Source organism: Variovorax sp. Varisp36 (assembly GCF_047304235.1).
In the GTDB taxonomy this organism is placed as follows: domain Bacteria; phylum Pseudomonadota; class Gammaproteobacteria; order Burkholderiales; family Burkholderiaceae_C; genus Variovorax.
In genome coordinates this window covers 92,620-107,048 of the sequence record NZ_JBGLYU010000004.1, presented here as the reverse complement: position 1 = coordinate 107,048, position 14,429 = coordinate 92,620, and the positions used below count along the sequence as shown (strand labels likewise).

Genomic DNA, 14,429 nt, shown 5'->3' with positions numbered 1-14,429 from the left:
TCCAATGAAGTTCCCTCCGAGCTTCGCTGGAATGGCATCGTGTTCTGAGACAGCCTCCGCCCCTTGCGAACCCTGAGTGGTTCGCTACTAAAACAGGAGCAAACATGAGCCTCTTCAACAAAGTCACCAAGTCCTTCCAATGGGGCGACAAGACCGTCGTCATGGAAACGGGCGAAGTCGCCCGCCAGGCCAATGGCGCCGTGCTGGTCGACATCGACGGCACCGTGATCCTGGCGACCGTGGTCGCCTCCAAGTCGGCCAAGCCCGGCCAGGATTTCTTCCCGCTGACCGTCGACTACATCGAGAAGACCTACGCCGCGGGCAAGATCCCCGGCAGCTTCTTCAAGCGCGAAGCCAAGCCCAGCGAACATGAAACGCTGACCAGCCGCCTGATCGACCGTCCGATCCGCCCGCTGTTCCCCGAAGGCTTCCTGAACGAAGTGCACGTGGTCATCCACACCGTGTCGCTGAACCCTGAAGTCGACGCCGACATCGCCGCCATGATCGGCGTGAGCGCAGCGCTCGCCATCTCCGGCATTCCGTTCAGCGGCCCGATCGGCGCCGCCCGCGTGGGCTACATCAACGGCCAGTACGTGCTGAATCCGGGCCAGACCGCCCGCAAGGATTCGCAGATGGACCTGGTCGTCGCCGGCACGCAAGCCGCCGTGCTCATGGTCGAGTCCGAAGCGCAGCAGCTCAGCGAAGAAGTCATGCTGGGTGGCGTGGTGTTCGGCCATGAACAAGCCAACATCGCCATCAACGCGATCCATGACCTCGTGCGCGACGCCGGCAAGCCGGTGTGGGACTGGCAGGCGCCCGCCGAAGACGAAGCCTTCGTCGCCAAGGTCAAGGGCCTGGCCGAAGAAAAGCTGCGCGCGGTCTACCAGATCCGCAGCAAGCAAGCCCGCACGCAGGCCCTGCGCGAAGCCAATGCCAGCGTGATGAACACGCTGAAGGAAGGCGGCGAGCCCTTCGACGCCGGCAAGGTCAACGACCTGCTGTTCGCCATCGAATCGAAGATCGTGCGCAGCCAGATCCTGTCGGGCGAACCCCGCATCGACGGCCGCGACACGCGCACCGTGCGCCCCATCGAGATCCGCAACTCCGTGCTGCCGCGCACCCACGGTTCGGCCCTGTTCACGCGCGGTGAAACCCAGGCGCTGGTCATCACCACGCTCGGCACCGAACGCGATGCACAGCGCATCGACGCGCTGGCCGGCGAGTACGAAGACCGCTTCCTGTTCCACTACAACATGCCTCCCTTCGCCACCGGCGAAGTGGGCCGCATGGGCTCGACCAAGCGCCGCGAAATCGGCCACGGCCGCCTCGCCAAGCGCGCGCTCGTCGCCGTGCTGCCGACCAAGGAAGAATTCCCGTACACGGTTCGCGTGGTGTCGGAAATCACCGAGTCGAACGGCTCCTCGTCGATGGCTTCGGTCTGCGGCGGCTGCCTGTCGATGATGGACGCCGGCGTGCCCATGAAGGCGCACGTGGCCGGTATCGCCATGGGCCTGATCAAGGAAGACAACCGCTTCGCGGTGCTGACCGACATCCTGGGCGACGAAGATCACCTGGGCGACATGGACTTCAAGGTTGCGGGCACCACCAACGGCATCACCGCGCTGCAGATGGACATCAAGATCCAGGGCATCACCAAGGAAATCATGCAGGTCGCCTTGGCGCAAGCCAAGGAAGCGCGCATGCACATCCTGGGCAAGATGCAGGAAGCGATGGGCGAGGCCAAGGCCGAAGTCTCCAGCTTCGCCCCGCGCCTGACCACGCTGAAGATCAACCCCGAGAAGATCCGCGACGTGATCGGCAAGGGCGGTTCGGTCATCCGCGGCCTGCAGGAAGAAACCGGCACGACGATCAACATCGACGAAGACGGCACCATCACCATCGCCTCGACCGACCCGGAAAAGGCCGAACTGGCCAAGAAGCGCATCGAGCAGATCACGGCCGAAGTCGAAATCGGCAAGGTCTACGAAGGCCCGGTCACCAAGATCCTGGACTTCGGTGCGCTCATCAACCTGCTGCCCGGCAAGGACGGCCTGCTGCACATCAGCCAGATCGCGCACGAACGCGTCGAGAAGGTGACTGACTACCTGAGCGAAGGCCAGATCGTGAAGGTCAAGGTTCTGGAAACCGACGAAAAGGGCCGCGTCAAGCTGTCCATGAAGGCCCTGACCGAGCGTCCGGCCGGTATGGAATACAGCGAGCGCCCGCCGCGTGAAGACCGTGGTGATCGCGGCGACCGTGGCGGCGACCGCCGCGAGCGCTCGGACCGTGGCGACCGTGGTGGTGACCGCGGCGGCGATCGTGGCGAGCGCGCACCGCGCTTCAACGACCAGCAGCAGGCTCCGGCCGGCGAGCAGTCGCAGGCCCCGCGCGAGCCTCAGGAGTAAGAAGGGCGCAACGGCGGTTCACTGCCGCCGTTGCAATCTTTTGAACGTCAAGCTTCGCCCCATCTGCGGGCGTTGGAGGCCGAAAGACCATGAAAGCCATTGAAATCACTTCGTACGGCGCCCCTGAGGTGCTGCGCGTGGCCGATCGTCCCGATCCGGTGGCGGGTGTGGGCGAGCTGCTGATTCGCGTTGCGGCCAGTGGTGTCAACCGGCCCGACGTGCTGCAGCGGATGGGCCACTATCCGGTGCCGCCGGGTGCATCCGATCTGCCGGGCCTCGAGGTGGCCGGCGAGATCGTCTCTGGCGATGCCGCGGCGCTGGCCGAGGCGGGGTTCAAGGTTGGTGATCGTGTCTGTGCGTTGATCGCTGGCGGTGGCTATGCGCAGCTGTGCGTGGCGCCCGTGGCGCAATGCCTGCCGGTGCCGAAGGGTTGGAGCGATGTCGATGCGGCCTCGCTGCCCGAAACCTTCTTCACCGTGTGGAGCAATGTGTTCGAACGCGGCCGTCTGCAAAAAGGCGAGACGCTGCTGATCCAGGGCGGCTCGAGCGGCATCGGCGTCACGGCGATCCAGATCGCCAAGGCGCTGGGTGCGACGGTGATCGTCACGGCCGGCAGCGACGACAAGTGCGAAGCCTGCAAGAAGCTGGGGGCCGACCACGCCATCAACTACCGCACGAGCGATTTCGTCGAAGAGGCGAAGAAGCTCACCGGCGGCAAGGGTGTGGACGTGATCCTCGACATGGTCGCAGGCGACTACGTGGCGCGCGAGATCGAGTGCCTGGCCGAAGACGGCCGGCTCGTGATCATCGCGGTGCAGGGCGGCGTGAAGAGCCAGATCAATGCGGGCCTCGTGCTGCGCAGGCGCCTCACGATCACCGGCTCGACGCTGCGGCCTCGGCCGGTGGCCTTCAAGGGCGCCATTGCCAAGGCCCTGCGCGAAAAGGTGTGGCCGCTGCTGGAAAGCGGTGCCATCAAGCCCGTGATCCACAGCACCTTTGCAGCAGCGGGCGAGCCTAGCGGCGCAGCCCAGGCTCATGCGCTGATGGAATCGAACCAGCACATCGGCAAGATCGTGCTGACATGGTGACGGGAAGAACGCGATGACAACCAAGAAGAAGCTGATCGCCGGCAACTGGAAGATGAACGGCAGCCTCGCTGCCAACGAGGCGCTGGTGAAAGCCTTGCAGCAAGGCCTGGCCGCAAGCCCGGCCGCGTGCGACGTGGCGCTGTGCGCGCCCGCGCCGTACTTCGCCCAGCTGCAATCGCTGCTGGCGGGCTCGCCGGCACTGGCGCTCGGTGCGCAGGACATCTCGGCGCATCCGCAAGGTGCATTCACCGGCGAGCAATCGGCGGCGATGCTGAAGGATTTCGGCGTGCGCTATGCGATCGTCGGTCACTCGGAGCGCCGGCAATACCATGGCGAGACCGATGAGGCCGTGGCGGCGAAAACCGCTGCGGCATTGGCCAATGGCATCACGCCGATCGTCTGTGTCGGCGAAACGCTGGCGCAGCGCGAAGCAGGGCAGACCGAAGAGGTCGTCAAGCGCCAGCTGGCTGCAGTGATTCACGTGAACGGCCATTGCATCAGCGAGATCGTCGTGGCGTATGAGCCCGTCTGGGCCATCGGCACCGGCAAGACGGCCACGCCGGAGCAGGCGCAAGCGGTGCATGCCGTGCTGCGCGCGCAACTGCATCACGCGGCGAGCGAGCATGCAGCGGGCATCCAGATTCTTTATGGCGGCAGCATGAATGCGGCCAATGCCGCCGAACTGCTGGCGCAGGCCGACATCGACGGCGGCCTTATCGGTGGCGCGTCGCTCAAGGCGCCCGATTTTCTGCAGATCATTTCTGCCGCTGCGCGCTGAATGCGCAACGGCTGTATCAATTAGGAGTAAGAACGAATGAACGTGGTCCTCAACCTTCTGGTCGGCGTGCAGATGCTGGCAGCCCTCGCAATGATCGGCCTGATCCTGGTCCAGCATGGCAAGGGCGCCGACATGGGCGCAGCCTTCGGCAGCGGCAGCGCCGGCAGCCTGTTCGGCGCCAGCGGCAGTGCCAACTTTCTCTCGCGCACAACGGCCGTGCTTGCTGCCGTGTTCTTCGCCTGCACGCTGCTGCTGGCCTATTTCAGCCATGCACGTCCCGCAGGCGGCGGCAGTCTTCTGGAGCGCGCCGCGGTGGGTGCACCTGCTGCGCCGGCTTCCGGCGCGGCTGGTGAAATTCCTGGCGCGGCAGCTCCCAGCGCCCCCGCTTCGGCTCCTGTAGCCCCGGTTTCGGGTGCGGGCCAGATCCCCGGCAAGTAATCAACTCGTTTTCATGAGTTGCCCGTGAGAAATGGCTTCATTTCAGGGTAAACTCTAAATCTGTTCGGAAAGCCAAATGCCTCTTGCAGGTACCTCATGCCATCCGAACAGCAAAAAACCGCGGTCGTGGTGAAATTGGTAGACACGCTATCTTGAGGGGGTAGTGGCGAAAGCTGTGCGAGTTCGAGTCTCGCCGACCGCACCAAATCTCATCGGCAGAAAACCTCATCCAGGGGTTCTTCTTGCCGGTGGCAAGCGGTGAAAAACTCTCGATGAATCTCGACTCCTACCTCCCCGTCCTTTTGTTCATTCTGGTCGGAGTCGGCGTAGGCGTCGCCCCTCAGGTCATCGGATACATCCTCGGCCCCAATCGGCCGGACGCCGCGAAGAATGCTCCCTACGAGTGTGGCTTCGAGGCCTTCGAGGACGCGCGCATGAAGTTCGATGTGCGCTACTACCTCGTCGCGATTCTCTTCATCCTGTTCGATCTCGAAATTGCCTTTCTCTTCCCCTGGGCCATCGCGCTCAAGGAGATTGGCGCTATTGGCTTCTGGGCCATGATGATCTTTCTCGCCATCCTCGTCGTGGGCTTCGCCTACGAGTGGAAAAAAGGCGCGCTCGACTGGGAATGACAAGGAAAGCACACGATGGCCATTGAAGGCGTTCTCAAAGAAGGTTTCGTCACCACCACCTACGACTCTGTGGTGAACTGGGCGAAGACCGGATCTCTCTGGCCGATGACATTCGGCCTCGCATGCTGTGCGGTCGAAATGATGCACGCGGGCGCTGCCCGCTACGACATCGACCGTTTCGGCATGCTGTTTCGTCCGAGCCCGCGCCAGTCCGATCTGATGATCGTGGCGGGCACGCTGTGCAACAAGATGGCGCCGGCCCTGCGCAAGGTCTATGACCAGATGCCCGAGCCGCGCTGGGTGCTGTCGATGGGTTCGTGCGCGAATGGCGGTGGCTACTACCACTACAGCTATTCGGTCGTGCGCGGCTGCGACCGCATCGTGCCCGTCGATGTGTACGTTCCGGGTTGCCCGCCCACCGCCGAAGCATTGCTCTACGGCGTGATCCAGTTGCAGCAGAAGATTCGCCGCACCAACACCATTGCCCGCGCCTGAGAGATTGCCGACGATGACTGACTTTGCAATTTCGCCGGAGGTGCTGCGCGCCACCATTGCCGAGACGCTTGGCGCCAAGGCCAGGAGCGTGACGCTTGCCTTGGAAGAGGTGACCGTGGTGGTTGGTGCCGCCGACTACATCGAAGCCGCCTTGCTGCTGCGCGACGCGCCCGGCTGCCGCTTCGAGCAATTGATCGACCTTTGCGGCATGGACTATTCCGACTACCGCGAGGGCGAGTGGCAGGGCGAGCGTTACGGCGTCGTCACGCACCTGCTGTCGGTGAGCCTCAATCAGCGCGTGCGCCTCAAGGTGTTTGCGCCGAGCGAAGACCTGCCCGTGGTCGATTCGCTCCAGCCCGTCTGGAGCGCCGCCACCTGGTTCGAGCGCGAAGCCTTCGACCTGTACGGCATCGTGTTCGATGGCCACGACGACCTGCGCCGCATCCTGACCGACTACGGCTTCATCGGCCACCCGTTCCGCAAGGACTTCCCGGTGTCGGGTCACGTCGAGATGCGTTACGACGAAGAACAGAAGCGCGTGGTCTACCAGCCGGTATCGATCGAGCCGCGGGAAATCACGCCGCGCGTGATCCGCGAAGACAACTACGGCGGCGGTTTGCACTGATATGGCCGAAATCAAGAACTACACCCTCAACTTCGGCCCCCAGCATCCGGCCGCGCACGGCGTGCTGCGCCTGGTGCTCGAGCTCGACGGCGAAGTGATCCAGCGCGCCGACCCCCACATCGGCCTGCTTCACCGCGCCACCGAGAAGCTCGCCGAGTCGCGCACCTTCATCCAGTCGCTGCCTTACATGGACCGCCTCGACTACGTGTCGATGATGTCCAACGAGCACGCCTACTGCCTGGCCATCGAACGGATGATGGGCCTCGAGGTGCCGATCCGTGCGCAGTACATCCGCGTGATGTTCGCCGAGATCACCCGCCTGCTGAACCACCTGCTGTGGCTCGGCGCGCACGGTCTCGACTGTGGTGCGATGAACATGCTCATCTACTGCTTCCGCGAGCGTGAAGACCTGTTCGACATGTACGAGGCCGTGTCCGGCGCGCGCATGCATGCGGCGTACTTCCGTCCGGGTGGCGTCTATCGCGACCTGCCGGACGCGATGCCGCAGTACAAGGTCAGCAAGATCAAGAACGCGAAGGCCATCGAGCGCCTGAATGAAGATCGCCAAGGGTCGCTGCTCGACTTCATCGACGCCTTCTGCGCGCGCTTCCCGAAGATGGTCGACGAGTACGAGACGCTGCTCACCGACAACCGCATCTGGAAGCAGCGCACCGTGGGCATCGGCGTGGTCACGCCGGAGCGCGCGCTGAACCTCGGCTTCACCGGCCCGATGCTGCGTGGCTCGGGCGTCGAATGGGATCTGCGCAAGAAGCAGCCCTACGACGTCTACGGCCAGATGCAGTTCGACGTGCCCGTGGGCAAGACTGGCGACTGCTACGACCGCTACCTCGTGCGCGTGGAAGAAATGCGCCAGGCCAACAAGATCATCCAGCAGTGCTCGGCATGGCTGCGCGCCAACCCCGGCCCGGTTATCACCGACAACCACAAGGTCGCCGCGCCCGCGCGTGAATCGATGAAGGCGAACATGGAGGAGCTGATCCACCATTTCAAGCTCTTCACCGAAGGCTTCCATGTGCCCGAAGGCGAAGCGTATGCCGCCGTCGAGCATCCGAAGGGCGAGTTCGGCATCTATCTCGTGAGCGACGGCGCCAACAAGCCGTACCGCCTGAAGATCCGCGCCCCTGGTTTCCCGCACCTCGCCGCCCTCGACGAAATGTCGCGCGGTCACATGATCGCCGACGCTGTCGCGGTGATCGGCACGATGGACATCGTGTTCGGTGAAATCGACAGGTGAGAAAGAGCGAATGACGACTTCCTCAACCCATCACCATGACGCGGCCCCTTCGGCCCCGTTGAAGGCCGAGATCCTCGAGCGCTTTGCGCGCGAGGTCGCCAAGTACCCCGAAGCGGGCAAGCAATCCGCCGTGATGGCCTGCCTCGCCATCGTCCAGCAGGACGAGGGCTACGTCAGCCTGCAGCGCGAGCGCGAGATTGCCGAATACCTCGGCATGGCGCCCATCGCCGTGCATGAAGTGACGACCTTCTACAACATGTACAACCAGCATCCGGTGGGCAAGTTCAAGCTCAACGTGTGCACCAACCTGCCTTGCCAGCTGCGTGACGGCGTCACGGCCCTCGTGCACCTCGAGAAGAAGCTCGGCATCAAGATGGGCGAGACCACGGCCGACGGCCTGTTCACCCTGCAGCAGAGCGAATGCCTGGGCGCTTGTGCCGATTCGCCCGTGATGCTGGTCAACGACCGCACCATGTGCAGCTTCATGAGCAATGAGAAGCTCGACCAGCTCATCGAGGGCCTGCGTGGCTCCGTCAAAGGGGAGGCCGCCTGATGTCGCCCGAGCAAGTACTCCAGCAGTTCCAGGCCACGGGCGTCCAGACCTGTTTCCATGACCGCCACATCGAGCCGCAGATCTATGCCGGCCTGAATGGCACCAACTGGCGGCTGGCCGACTACGAGGCGCGCGGCGGCTACAAGGCGCTGCGCAAGATCCTCACCGAGGGCCTCACGCCCGACCAGGTGATCGCCGAGGTGAAGGCCTCGGGCCTGCGCGGCCGTGGCGGCGCGGGTTTCCCGACCGGCCTGAAGTGGAGCTTCATGCCCCGCCAGTTTCCCGGCCAGAAGTATCTCGTCTGCAATTCGGACGAAGGCGAGCCCGGTACCTGCAAGGACCGCGACATCCTGCAGTTCAACCCGCACATCGTGATCGAAGGCATGGCCATCGCCGCGTATGCAATGGGCATCAGCGTCGGCTACAACTACATCCACGGCGAGATCTTCCAGAGCTACGACCGCTTCGAGGAAGCCCTCGAAGAAGCGCGCGCCGCCGGCTACCTCGGCGACAAGATCATGGGCAGCACGTACAACTTCCAGTTGCACGCCGCCCACGGTTTCGGCGCCTACATCTGCGGCGAGGAAACCGCGCTGCTCGAATCGCTCGAAGGCAAGAAGGGCCAGCCGCGCTTCAAGCCGCCGTTCCCGGCGAGCTTCGGCCTCTACGGCAAGCCGACCACCATCAACAACACCGAGACCTTCGCGGCGGTGCCCTGGATCATCAACAACGGCGGTCCGGCCTACCTCGAATGCGGCAAGCCGAACAACGGCGGCACCAAAATCTACTCGGTGAGCGGCGACGTCGAGCTGCCCGGCAACTACGAAGTGCCCATGGGCACGCCGTTCTCCAAGCTGCTCGAACTGGCCGGCGGCGTGCGCAAGGGCCGCACGCTCAAGGCGGTGATCCCCGGTGGCTCGTCGTCGCCGGTGCTGCCGGCCGACATCATGATGGCCTGTACCATGGACTACGACTCCATCGCCAAGGCCGGCTCCATGCTGGGCTCGGGCGCGGTGATCGTCATGGACGACAGCCGCTCGATGGTCGAGTCGCTCAAGCGCCTCTCGTACTTCTACATGCACGAGTCCTGTGGCCAGTGCACGCCGTGCCGTGAAGGCACCGGCTGGCTCTACCGTGTGGTGGACCGCATCCACAACGGGAAGGGCAAGCCCAGCGACATGCAACTGCTGGACTCCGTTGCCGGGGACATCATGGGCCGCACCATCTGTGCGCTCGGCGATGCGGCGGCAATGCCCGTGCGCGCCATGATCAAGCACTTCCGTCACGAGTTCGAAGCCCTGATTCCGGGCCACGTCCCGACGGCGCCCGTCAAGGCCTGAGCGCGAGAAGAAACATACTCATGATCGAAATCGAACTCGACGGCAAGAAGGTCGAAGTGACCGAAGGCAGCATGGTGATGCATGCGGCCGACAAGGCGGGCACGTACATCCCGCACTTCTGCTATCACAAGAAACTCAGCATCGCGGCCAACTGCCGCATGTGTCTGGTCGACGTGGAAAAAGCGCCCAAGCCGATGCCGGCCTGCGCCACGCCCGTGACGCAGGGCATGATCGTTCGAACCAAGAGCGAAAAGGCCATCAAGGCGCAGCAGTCGGTCATGGAGTTCCTCCTGATCAACCACCCGCTGGACTGCCCGATCTGCGACCAGGGCGGCGAATGCCAGCTGCAGGACCTGGCCGTGGGCTACGGCGGTTCTTCCTCGCGCTACGAGGAAGAAAAGCGCGTCGTGTTCCACAAGGACGTCGGCCCGCTGATCAGCATGGAGGAGATGAGCCGCTGCATCCACTGCACGCGCTGCGTCCGTTTCGGCCAGGAAGTGGCCGGCGTGATGGAGCTCGGCATGTCGCACCGCGGCGAGCACTCCGAAATCGAAACTTTCCTCGGCGACTCGGTCGACTCCGAACTGTCGGGCAACATGATCGACATCTGCCCGGTCGGCGCGCTCACGAGCAAGCCGTTCCGCTACAGCGCCCGCACCTGGGAGCTGTCGCGCCGCAAGTCGGTGAGCCCCCACGATTCCACCGGTGCCAACCTGATCGTCCAGGTCAAGAACAACCGCGTGATGCGCGTGGTGCCGCTCGAGAATGAAGACGTCAACGAATGCTGGATCGCCGACCGCGACCGCTTCTCGTACGAAGCGCTCAACGGCCCCGAGCGCCTGACGCAGCCCATGCTGAAGCAGGGCGGCCAATGGCAGCAGGTCGACTGGCAGACGGCGCTCGAGTACGTCGCCAACGGCCTCAAGCAGATCAAGGCCGACCACGGCGCGCAAAGCATCGGCACGCTGGTCAGCCCGCACAGCACGCTCGAAGAGCTGCAGCTCGCCGCCATGCTCACGCGTGAACTGGGCAGCGACAACATCGACTACCGCCTGCGCAACGCCGAATTCACGGCATTCGAGGGCGTGCGCTGGCTCGGCACCTCGATCGCATCGCTCACGCAAGTGCAGCGCGCGCTCGTCGTCGGCTCGAACCTGCGCAAGGAACACCCGCTGTTCGCGCAGCGCATCCGCCAGGCCGTGCGCAAGGGCGCCGCGCTGTCGGTGATCACCTCGGCGAGCCTGATGGCCGCCCGCGACGCCTGGGCCATCGACGTGGCGCAATCGTCCATCGTCGAAGCCGACCAGTGGGTCGAAGCGCTGGCCGCCGTGGCCGCTGCAGTCGGTGAAACCAACGGCGCAGCCGCGCCACTGGCACCGAAGAACGCACCGGATGCCGCCGCCAAGGCCATCGCAGCCTCGCTGCTGAGTGGCGAACGCAAGGCCATCCTGCTCGGCAACGCCGCCGCCCATCACGCCCAAGCCAGCAGCCTGCTGGCCCTGGCGAACTGGATCGGCGCGCAAACCGGCGCCACCGTCGGTTACCTGACCGAAGCCGCCAACACCGTGGGCGCGCAGATCGTCGGCGCGTTCCCGAAGAACGGCGGCCTCGATGCCGGCCGCATGCTCGCCGCAGGCTCCGGCCTGAAGGCCATGCTGCTGCTGAACACCGAGCCGGTGTTCGATTCGGCCGCTGGCGCCGCCGCCGCCGATGTCATCGGCAATGCGCAGATGGTCGTCACGCTGAGCCCCTTCAAGGCCAACCTCGAGTTCAGCGACGTGCTGTTGCCCATCGCGCCGTTCACCGAGACTCCGGGCACCTTCGTCAATGCCGAAGGCCGCCTGCAAGGATTCCATGCCGTCGTGAAGCCGCAAGGCGAAACGCGACCGGCATGGAAGGTGCTGCGCGTGCTGGCCAACCTGCTGGGCCTGCCGGGCTTCGCGTTCGAATCAACCGCCGAGGTGTTGGCCACCATCGGTGACAAGGGCTCGGTGCCGGCGAATGCGCTGAGCAACGCCACGTCCGCGAAGGCCGTCGCCTCCGGCGGGGCAGCTGCCGCACCCGTGGTCGCGAGCATCTACCAGCTCGACTCGATCGTGCGCCGCGCACCGTCGCTGCAACTGACCGCCGACGCACGCAACGCGTCGTCGACCGCACCGGCGCGTGCCGAGGAGGCACTGGCATGATCGTCGACACCATTCATGGCTTCGGCCAGGGCCTGGTGGCCGCGGGCTGGTGGACCGGCGTGGTCTGGCCCGTGGTCTGGACGCTGCTGAAGATCATCATCGTGGTGATCCCCCTGATGCTGGCCGTGGCGTACCTCACGCTGTGGGAGCGCAAGGCCATCGGCTTCACGCAGATCCGCATCGGCCCGAACCGCATCGGACCGCTGGGCCTGCTCCAGCCGATCGCCGACGCGCTCAAGCTGATGACCAAGGAAATCATTCTTCCGACGGTCGCCAACAAGGGCCTGTTCCTGCTGGGCCCGATCATGACCATCATGCCGGCGTTGGCCGCATGGGCCGTGATTCCCTTCGGTCCCGACGTGGCGCTGGCCAACATCAACGCCGGACTGCTGTTCGTGATGGCCATCACCTCGCTCGAGGTGTACGGCGTGATCATCGCCGGCTGGGCTTCGAACTCGAAGTACGCCTTCCTGGGCGCGCTGCGCGCCTCGGCACAGATGGTGAGCTACGAAATCGCGATGGGCTTCTGCTTCGTCGTGGTGCTGATGGTCACGGGCAGCCTGAACATGAGCGAGATCGTGAACGTCCAGGGCAAGGGCATGTTCGCCAACATGGGCGTGGGCTTGCTGTCATGGAACTGGCTGCCGCTGCTGCCGATCTTCGTCGTCTATTTCATCTCGGGCCTCGCCGAAACCAACCGCCACCCGTTCGACGTGGTGGAAGGCGAGTCTGAAATCGTGGCCGGCCACATGATCGAGTACTCGGGCATGAGCTTCGCGATGTTCTTCCTGGCCGAGTACGCCAACATGTGGCTCGTCTCGATCCTGACCGTCGTGCTGTTCCTGGGCGGATGGCTGCCGCCGTTCGAGTTCCTGAGCTTCATCCCCGGCTGGATCTGGCTGGGCGCCAAGACCTTCTGCGTGGTCACCATGTTCCTGTGGGTGCGCTCGACGTTCCCGCGCTTCCGCTATGACCAGATCATGCGTCTGGGCTGGAAGATCTTCATTCCCGTCACTCTCGTGTGGCTGGTCGTGGTCGGTGGCTGGATGCAGACGCCGTTCAACATCTGGAAATAACAGGAAGCGCCAACATCATGACTGCTTCGCACACCGCCGGCGCGCTGGCGCGCCCTTCCAAGCTCGCGTCTGCGCCTTTTTCGCTCAAGGACTTCCTGAGCAGCTTCATGCTGTTCGAACTGTTCAAGGGCCTGGCCATCACCGGCAAGTACGCCTTCGCCCGCAAGATCACGGTGCAGTTCCCCGAAGAGAAGACGCCGCTGTCGCCGCGTTTCCGCGGCCTGCACGCGCTGCGCCGCTATGAGAACGGCGAAGAGCGCTGCATTGCCTGCAAGCTCTGCGAAGCCGTCTGCCCGGCGCTGGCCATCACCATCGAATCGGATGTGCGCGACGACGGCTCGCGCCGCACCACGCGCTACGACATCGACCTGACCAAGTGCATCTTCTGCGGCTTCTGCGAAGAAAGCTGCCCGGTCGACTCGATCGTCGAGACGCACATCTTCGAATACCACGGCGAAAAGCGCGGCGACCTGTACTTCACGAAGGACATGCTGCTGGCCGTGGGCGACCGCTACGAAAAAGAAATTGCAGCGAACAAGGCGGCCGACGCCAAGTACCGCTGATCCGACCAGCCCGAACCCATTCGAATTCCATGGACGTCAAGACCGGTCTGTTCTATCTGTTTGCCGTGGTGCTGCTGTTCGCAGCGTTCCGCGTCATCACCGCCCGCAATCCCGTGTATGCCGCGCTGTATCTGGTGCTGGCCTTCTTCCAGGCATCGGCCATCTGGCTGCTGCTGCGCGCCGAGTTCCTCGCGATCTCTCTGGTGCTGGTGTATGTCGGCGCCGTGATGGTGCTGTTCCTGTTCGTCGTGATGATGCTGGACATCAACGTCGACAGCTTGCGGGAGGGCTTCTGGAAGCACTTCCCGCTGGCCGCCGGTGTCGGCGCGCTCATCGCGCTCGAAATGGCGGCCGTGCTCATGGGCGGCTTCCGCCTGGGCGAGGCACCGCGCGCTGCTGCCGGTGCGATGGGCGCCAACACTTCCAATACGCTCGAGCTCGGCAAGCTGCTTTACTCCGAATACCTCTACCCGCTGGAAATCGCCGCGGTCATCCTGCTGGTGGCCATCGTGGCGGCCATCGCACTGACGCTGCGTACCCGCAAGGACAGCAAGTACGTCAATCCGGCCGACCAGGTCCGCGTGAAGGCGCGTGACCGCGTGCGCATCGTGCAGATGCCGGCAACGCGTGCTGCGGAGCCTGTGGTCGAAGTTGCGGACGCTGCAAAGGAAAACAAGGCATGACGCTCACGCTCGGACACTTCCTCTCGCTCGGCGCGATGCTCTTCGCGCTGTCCGTGATCGGCATCTTCCTGAACCGCAAGAACCTCATCGTGCTGCTGATGGCCATTGAGCTGATGCTGCTCGCGGTCAACATGAACTTTGTGGCGTTCTCGCACTATCTGGGCGACATGCACGGCCAGATCTTCGTGTTTTTCATCCTGACGGTGGCCGCGGCCGAGTCGGCCATCGGCCTGGCGCTGCTGGTCCTGCTGTTCCGCAACAAGTCGAACATCAACGTCGACGAACTCAACTCACTCAAGGGTTGAACGCAAC

Annotated in this window: 15 protein-coding genes and 1 tRNA gene; all 16 read left to right on the top strand. The window is 64.1% G+C overall.

All coding sequences use genetic code 11. The annotated features are described in order from the left end of the window. Positions 1-104 precede the first annotated feature (104 nt). The 16 genes from pnp (at position 105) to nuoK (ending at position 14,422) form a co-directional block, all read left to right on the top strand. The gene (gene pnp, locus ACCD11_RS04180) at positions 105-2,405 is read left to right on the top strand and encodes a polyribonucleotide nucleotidyltransferase (RefSeq protein WP_413312557.1); all 2,301 of its coding nucleotides are present in this window, start codon (positions 105-107) and stop codon (positions 2,403-2,405) included. Positions 2,406-2,494: 89 nt separating this feature from the next. Further along, positions 2,495-3,493, top strand: coding sequence for an NAD(P)H-quinone oxidoreductase (locus ACCD11_RS04175; protein WP_413312556.1), 999 nt, complete (start codon positions 2,495-2,497; stop codon positions 3,491-3,493). A 13-nt stretch (positions 3,494-3,506) separates the two neighbouring features. After that, on the top strand, positions 3,507-4,271 hold the full coding sequence (gene tpiA, locus ACCD11_RS04170) for a triose-phosphate isomerase (protein ID WP_007837775.1): 765 nt from the start codon (positions 3,507-3,509) through the stop codon (positions 4,269-4,271). A gap of 36 nt (positions 4,272-4,307) precedes the next feature. After that, positions 4,308-4,709, top strand: coding sequence for a preprotein translocase subunit SecG (gene secG / locus ACCD11_RS04165; protein ID WP_413312555.1), 402 nt, complete (start codon positions 4,308-4,310; stop codon positions 4,707-4,709). Between the two features lie 120 nt (positions 4,710-4,829). After that, a tRNA-Leu gene (locus tag ACCD11_RS04160) sits at positions 4,830-4,914 on the top strand. A 67-nt stretch (positions 4,915-4,981) separates the two neighbouring features. Then, complete coding sequence (locus ACCD11_RS04155; RefSeq protein ID WP_042674206.1) at positions 4,982-5,341, top strand: NADH-quinone oxidoreductase subunit A; 360 nt, start codon at positions 4,982-4,984, stop codon at positions 5,339-5,341. A gap of 15 nt (positions 5,342-5,356) precedes the next feature. Next, complete coding sequence (locus ACCD11_RS04150) at positions 5,357-5,836, top strand: NuoB/complex I 20 kDa subunit family protein (RefSeq protein WP_007837763.1); 480 nt, start codon at positions 5,357-5,359, stop codon at positions 5,834-5,836. A gap of 13 nt (positions 5,837-5,849) precedes the next feature. Then, on the top strand, positions 5,850-6,461 hold the full coding sequence (locus tag ACCD11_RS04145; protein WP_007837755.1) for an NADH-quinone oxidoreductase subunit C: 612 nt from the start codon (positions 5,850-5,852) through the stop codon (positions 6,459-6,461). A gap of 1 nt (position 6,462) precedes the next feature. Then, positions 6,463-7,716: an NADH-quinone oxidoreductase subunit D gene (locus ACCD11_RS04140; RefSeq protein ID WP_413312554.1), complete on the top strand. Its 1,254-nt coding sequence runs from the start codon at positions 6,463-6,465 to the stop codon at positions 7,714-7,716. Positions 7,717-7,726: 10 nt separating this feature from the next. After that, positions 7,727-8,269 carry an NADH-quinone oxidoreductase subunit NuoE gene (nuoE, locus tag ACCD11_RS04135; protein ID WP_413312553.1) on the top strand — a complete coding sequence of 181 codons (543 nt, stop codon included), beginning with the start codon at positions 7,727-7,729 and terminating at the stop codon, positions 8,267-8,269. Then, positions 8,269-9,609, top strand: coding sequence for an NADH-quinone oxidoreductase subunit NuoF (gene nuoF, locus ACCD11_RS04130; RefSeq protein ID WP_007837749.1), 1,341 nt, complete (start codon positions 8,269-8,271; stop codon positions 9,607-9,609). Before nuoE ends, nuoF begins: the two co-directional genes overlap by 1 nt. 20 nt (positions 9,610-9,629) lie before the next feature. After that, entirely contained in the window at positions 9,630-11,795 is a 2,166-nt protein-coding gene (nuoG, locus tag ACCD11_RS04125; protein ID WP_007837747.1) for an NADH-quinone oxidoreductase subunit NuoG, read from the top strand. Further along, the gene (gene nuoH / locus ACCD11_RS04120; protein WP_007837745.1) at positions 11,792-12,871 is read left to right on the top strand and encodes an NADH-quinone oxidoreductase subunit NuoH; all 1,080 of its coding nucleotides are present in this window, start codon (positions 11,792-11,794) and stop codon (positions 12,869-12,871) included. Before nuoG ends, nuoH begins: the two co-directional genes overlap by 4 nt. 17 nt (positions 12,872-12,888) lie before the next feature. Further along, positions 12,889-13,434, top strand: a complete 546-nt coding sequence (gene nuoI, locus ACCD11_RS04115) for an NADH-quinone oxidoreductase subunit NuoI (RefSeq protein WP_007837743.1) — start codon at positions 12,889-12,891, stop codon at positions 13,432-13,434. Between the two features lie 29 nt (positions 13,435-13,463). Continuing rightward, positions 13,464-14,117, top strand: coding sequence for an NADH-quinone oxidoreductase subunit J (locus ACCD11_RS04110; RefSeq protein WP_007837742.1), 654 nt, complete (start codon positions 13,464-13,466; stop codon positions 14,115-14,117). Continuing rightward, positions 14,114-14,422: an NADH-quinone oxidoreductase subunit NuoK gene (gene nuoK, locus ACCD11_RS04105; RefSeq protein ID WP_007837741.1), complete on the top strand. Its 309-nt coding sequence runs from the start codon at positions 14,114-14,116 to the stop codon at positions 14,420-14,422. The genes ACCD11_RS04110 and nuoK overlap by 4 nt, the downstream gene beginning before the upstream one ends. Positions 14,423-14,429 lie beyond the last annotated feature (7 nt).

Coding starts and splice junctions, on each gene's coding strand:
- pnp (WP_413312557.1), top strand. CDS start 105: ATGAGCCTCTTCAACAAAGTCACCAAGTCCTTCCAATGGGGCGACAAG.
- ACCD11_RS04175 (WP_413312556.1), top strand. CDS start 2,495: ATGAAAGCCATTGAAATCACTTCGTACGGCGCCCCTGAGGTGCTGCGC.
- tpiA (WP_007837775.1), top strand. CDS start 3,507: ATGACAACCAAGAAGAAGCTGATCGCCGGCAACTGGAAGATGAACGGC.
- secG (WP_413312555.1), top strand. CDS start 4,308: ATGAACGTGGTCCTCAACCTTCTGGTCGGCGTGCAGATGCTGGCAGCC.
- ACCD11_RS04155 (WP_042674206.1), top strand. CDS start 4,982: ATGAATCTCGACTCCTACCTCCCCGTCCTTTTGTTCATTCTGGTCGGA.
- ACCD11_RS04150 (WP_007837763.1), top strand. CDS start 5,357: ATGGCCATTGAAGGCGTTCTCAAAGAAGGTTTCGTCACCACCACCTAC.
- ACCD11_RS04145 (WP_007837755.1), top strand. CDS start 5,850: ATGACTGACTTTGCAATTTCGCCGGAGGTGCTGCGCGCCACCATTGCC.
- ACCD11_RS04140 (WP_413312554.1), top strand. CDS start 6,463: ATGGCCGAAATCAAGAACTACACCCTCAACTTCGGCCCCCAGCATCCG.
- nuoE (WP_413312553.1), top strand. CDS start 7,727: ATGACGACTTCCTCAACCCATCACCATGACGCGGCCCCTTCGGCCCCG.
- nuoF (WP_007837749.1), top strand. CDS start 8,269: ATGTCGCCCGAGCAAGTACTCCAGCAGTTCCAGGCCACGGGCGTCCAG.
- nuoG (WP_007837747.1), top strand. CDS start 9,630: ATGATCGAAATCGAACTCGACGGCAAGAAGGTCGAAGTGACCGAAGGC.
- nuoH (WP_007837745.1), top strand. CDS start 11,792: ATGATCGTCGACACCATTCATGGCTTCGGCCAGGGCCTGGTGGCCGCG.
- nuoI (WP_007837743.1), top strand. CDS start 12,889: ATGACTGCTTCGCACACCGCCGGCGCGCTGGCGCGCCCTTCCAAGCTC.
- ACCD11_RS04110 (WP_007837742.1), top strand. CDS start 13,464: ATGGACGTCAAGACCGGTCTGTTCTATCTGTTTGCCGTGGTGCTGCTG.
- nuoK (WP_007837741.1), top strand. CDS start 14,114: ATGACGCTCACGCTCGGACACTTCCTCTCGCTCGGCGCGATGCTCTTC.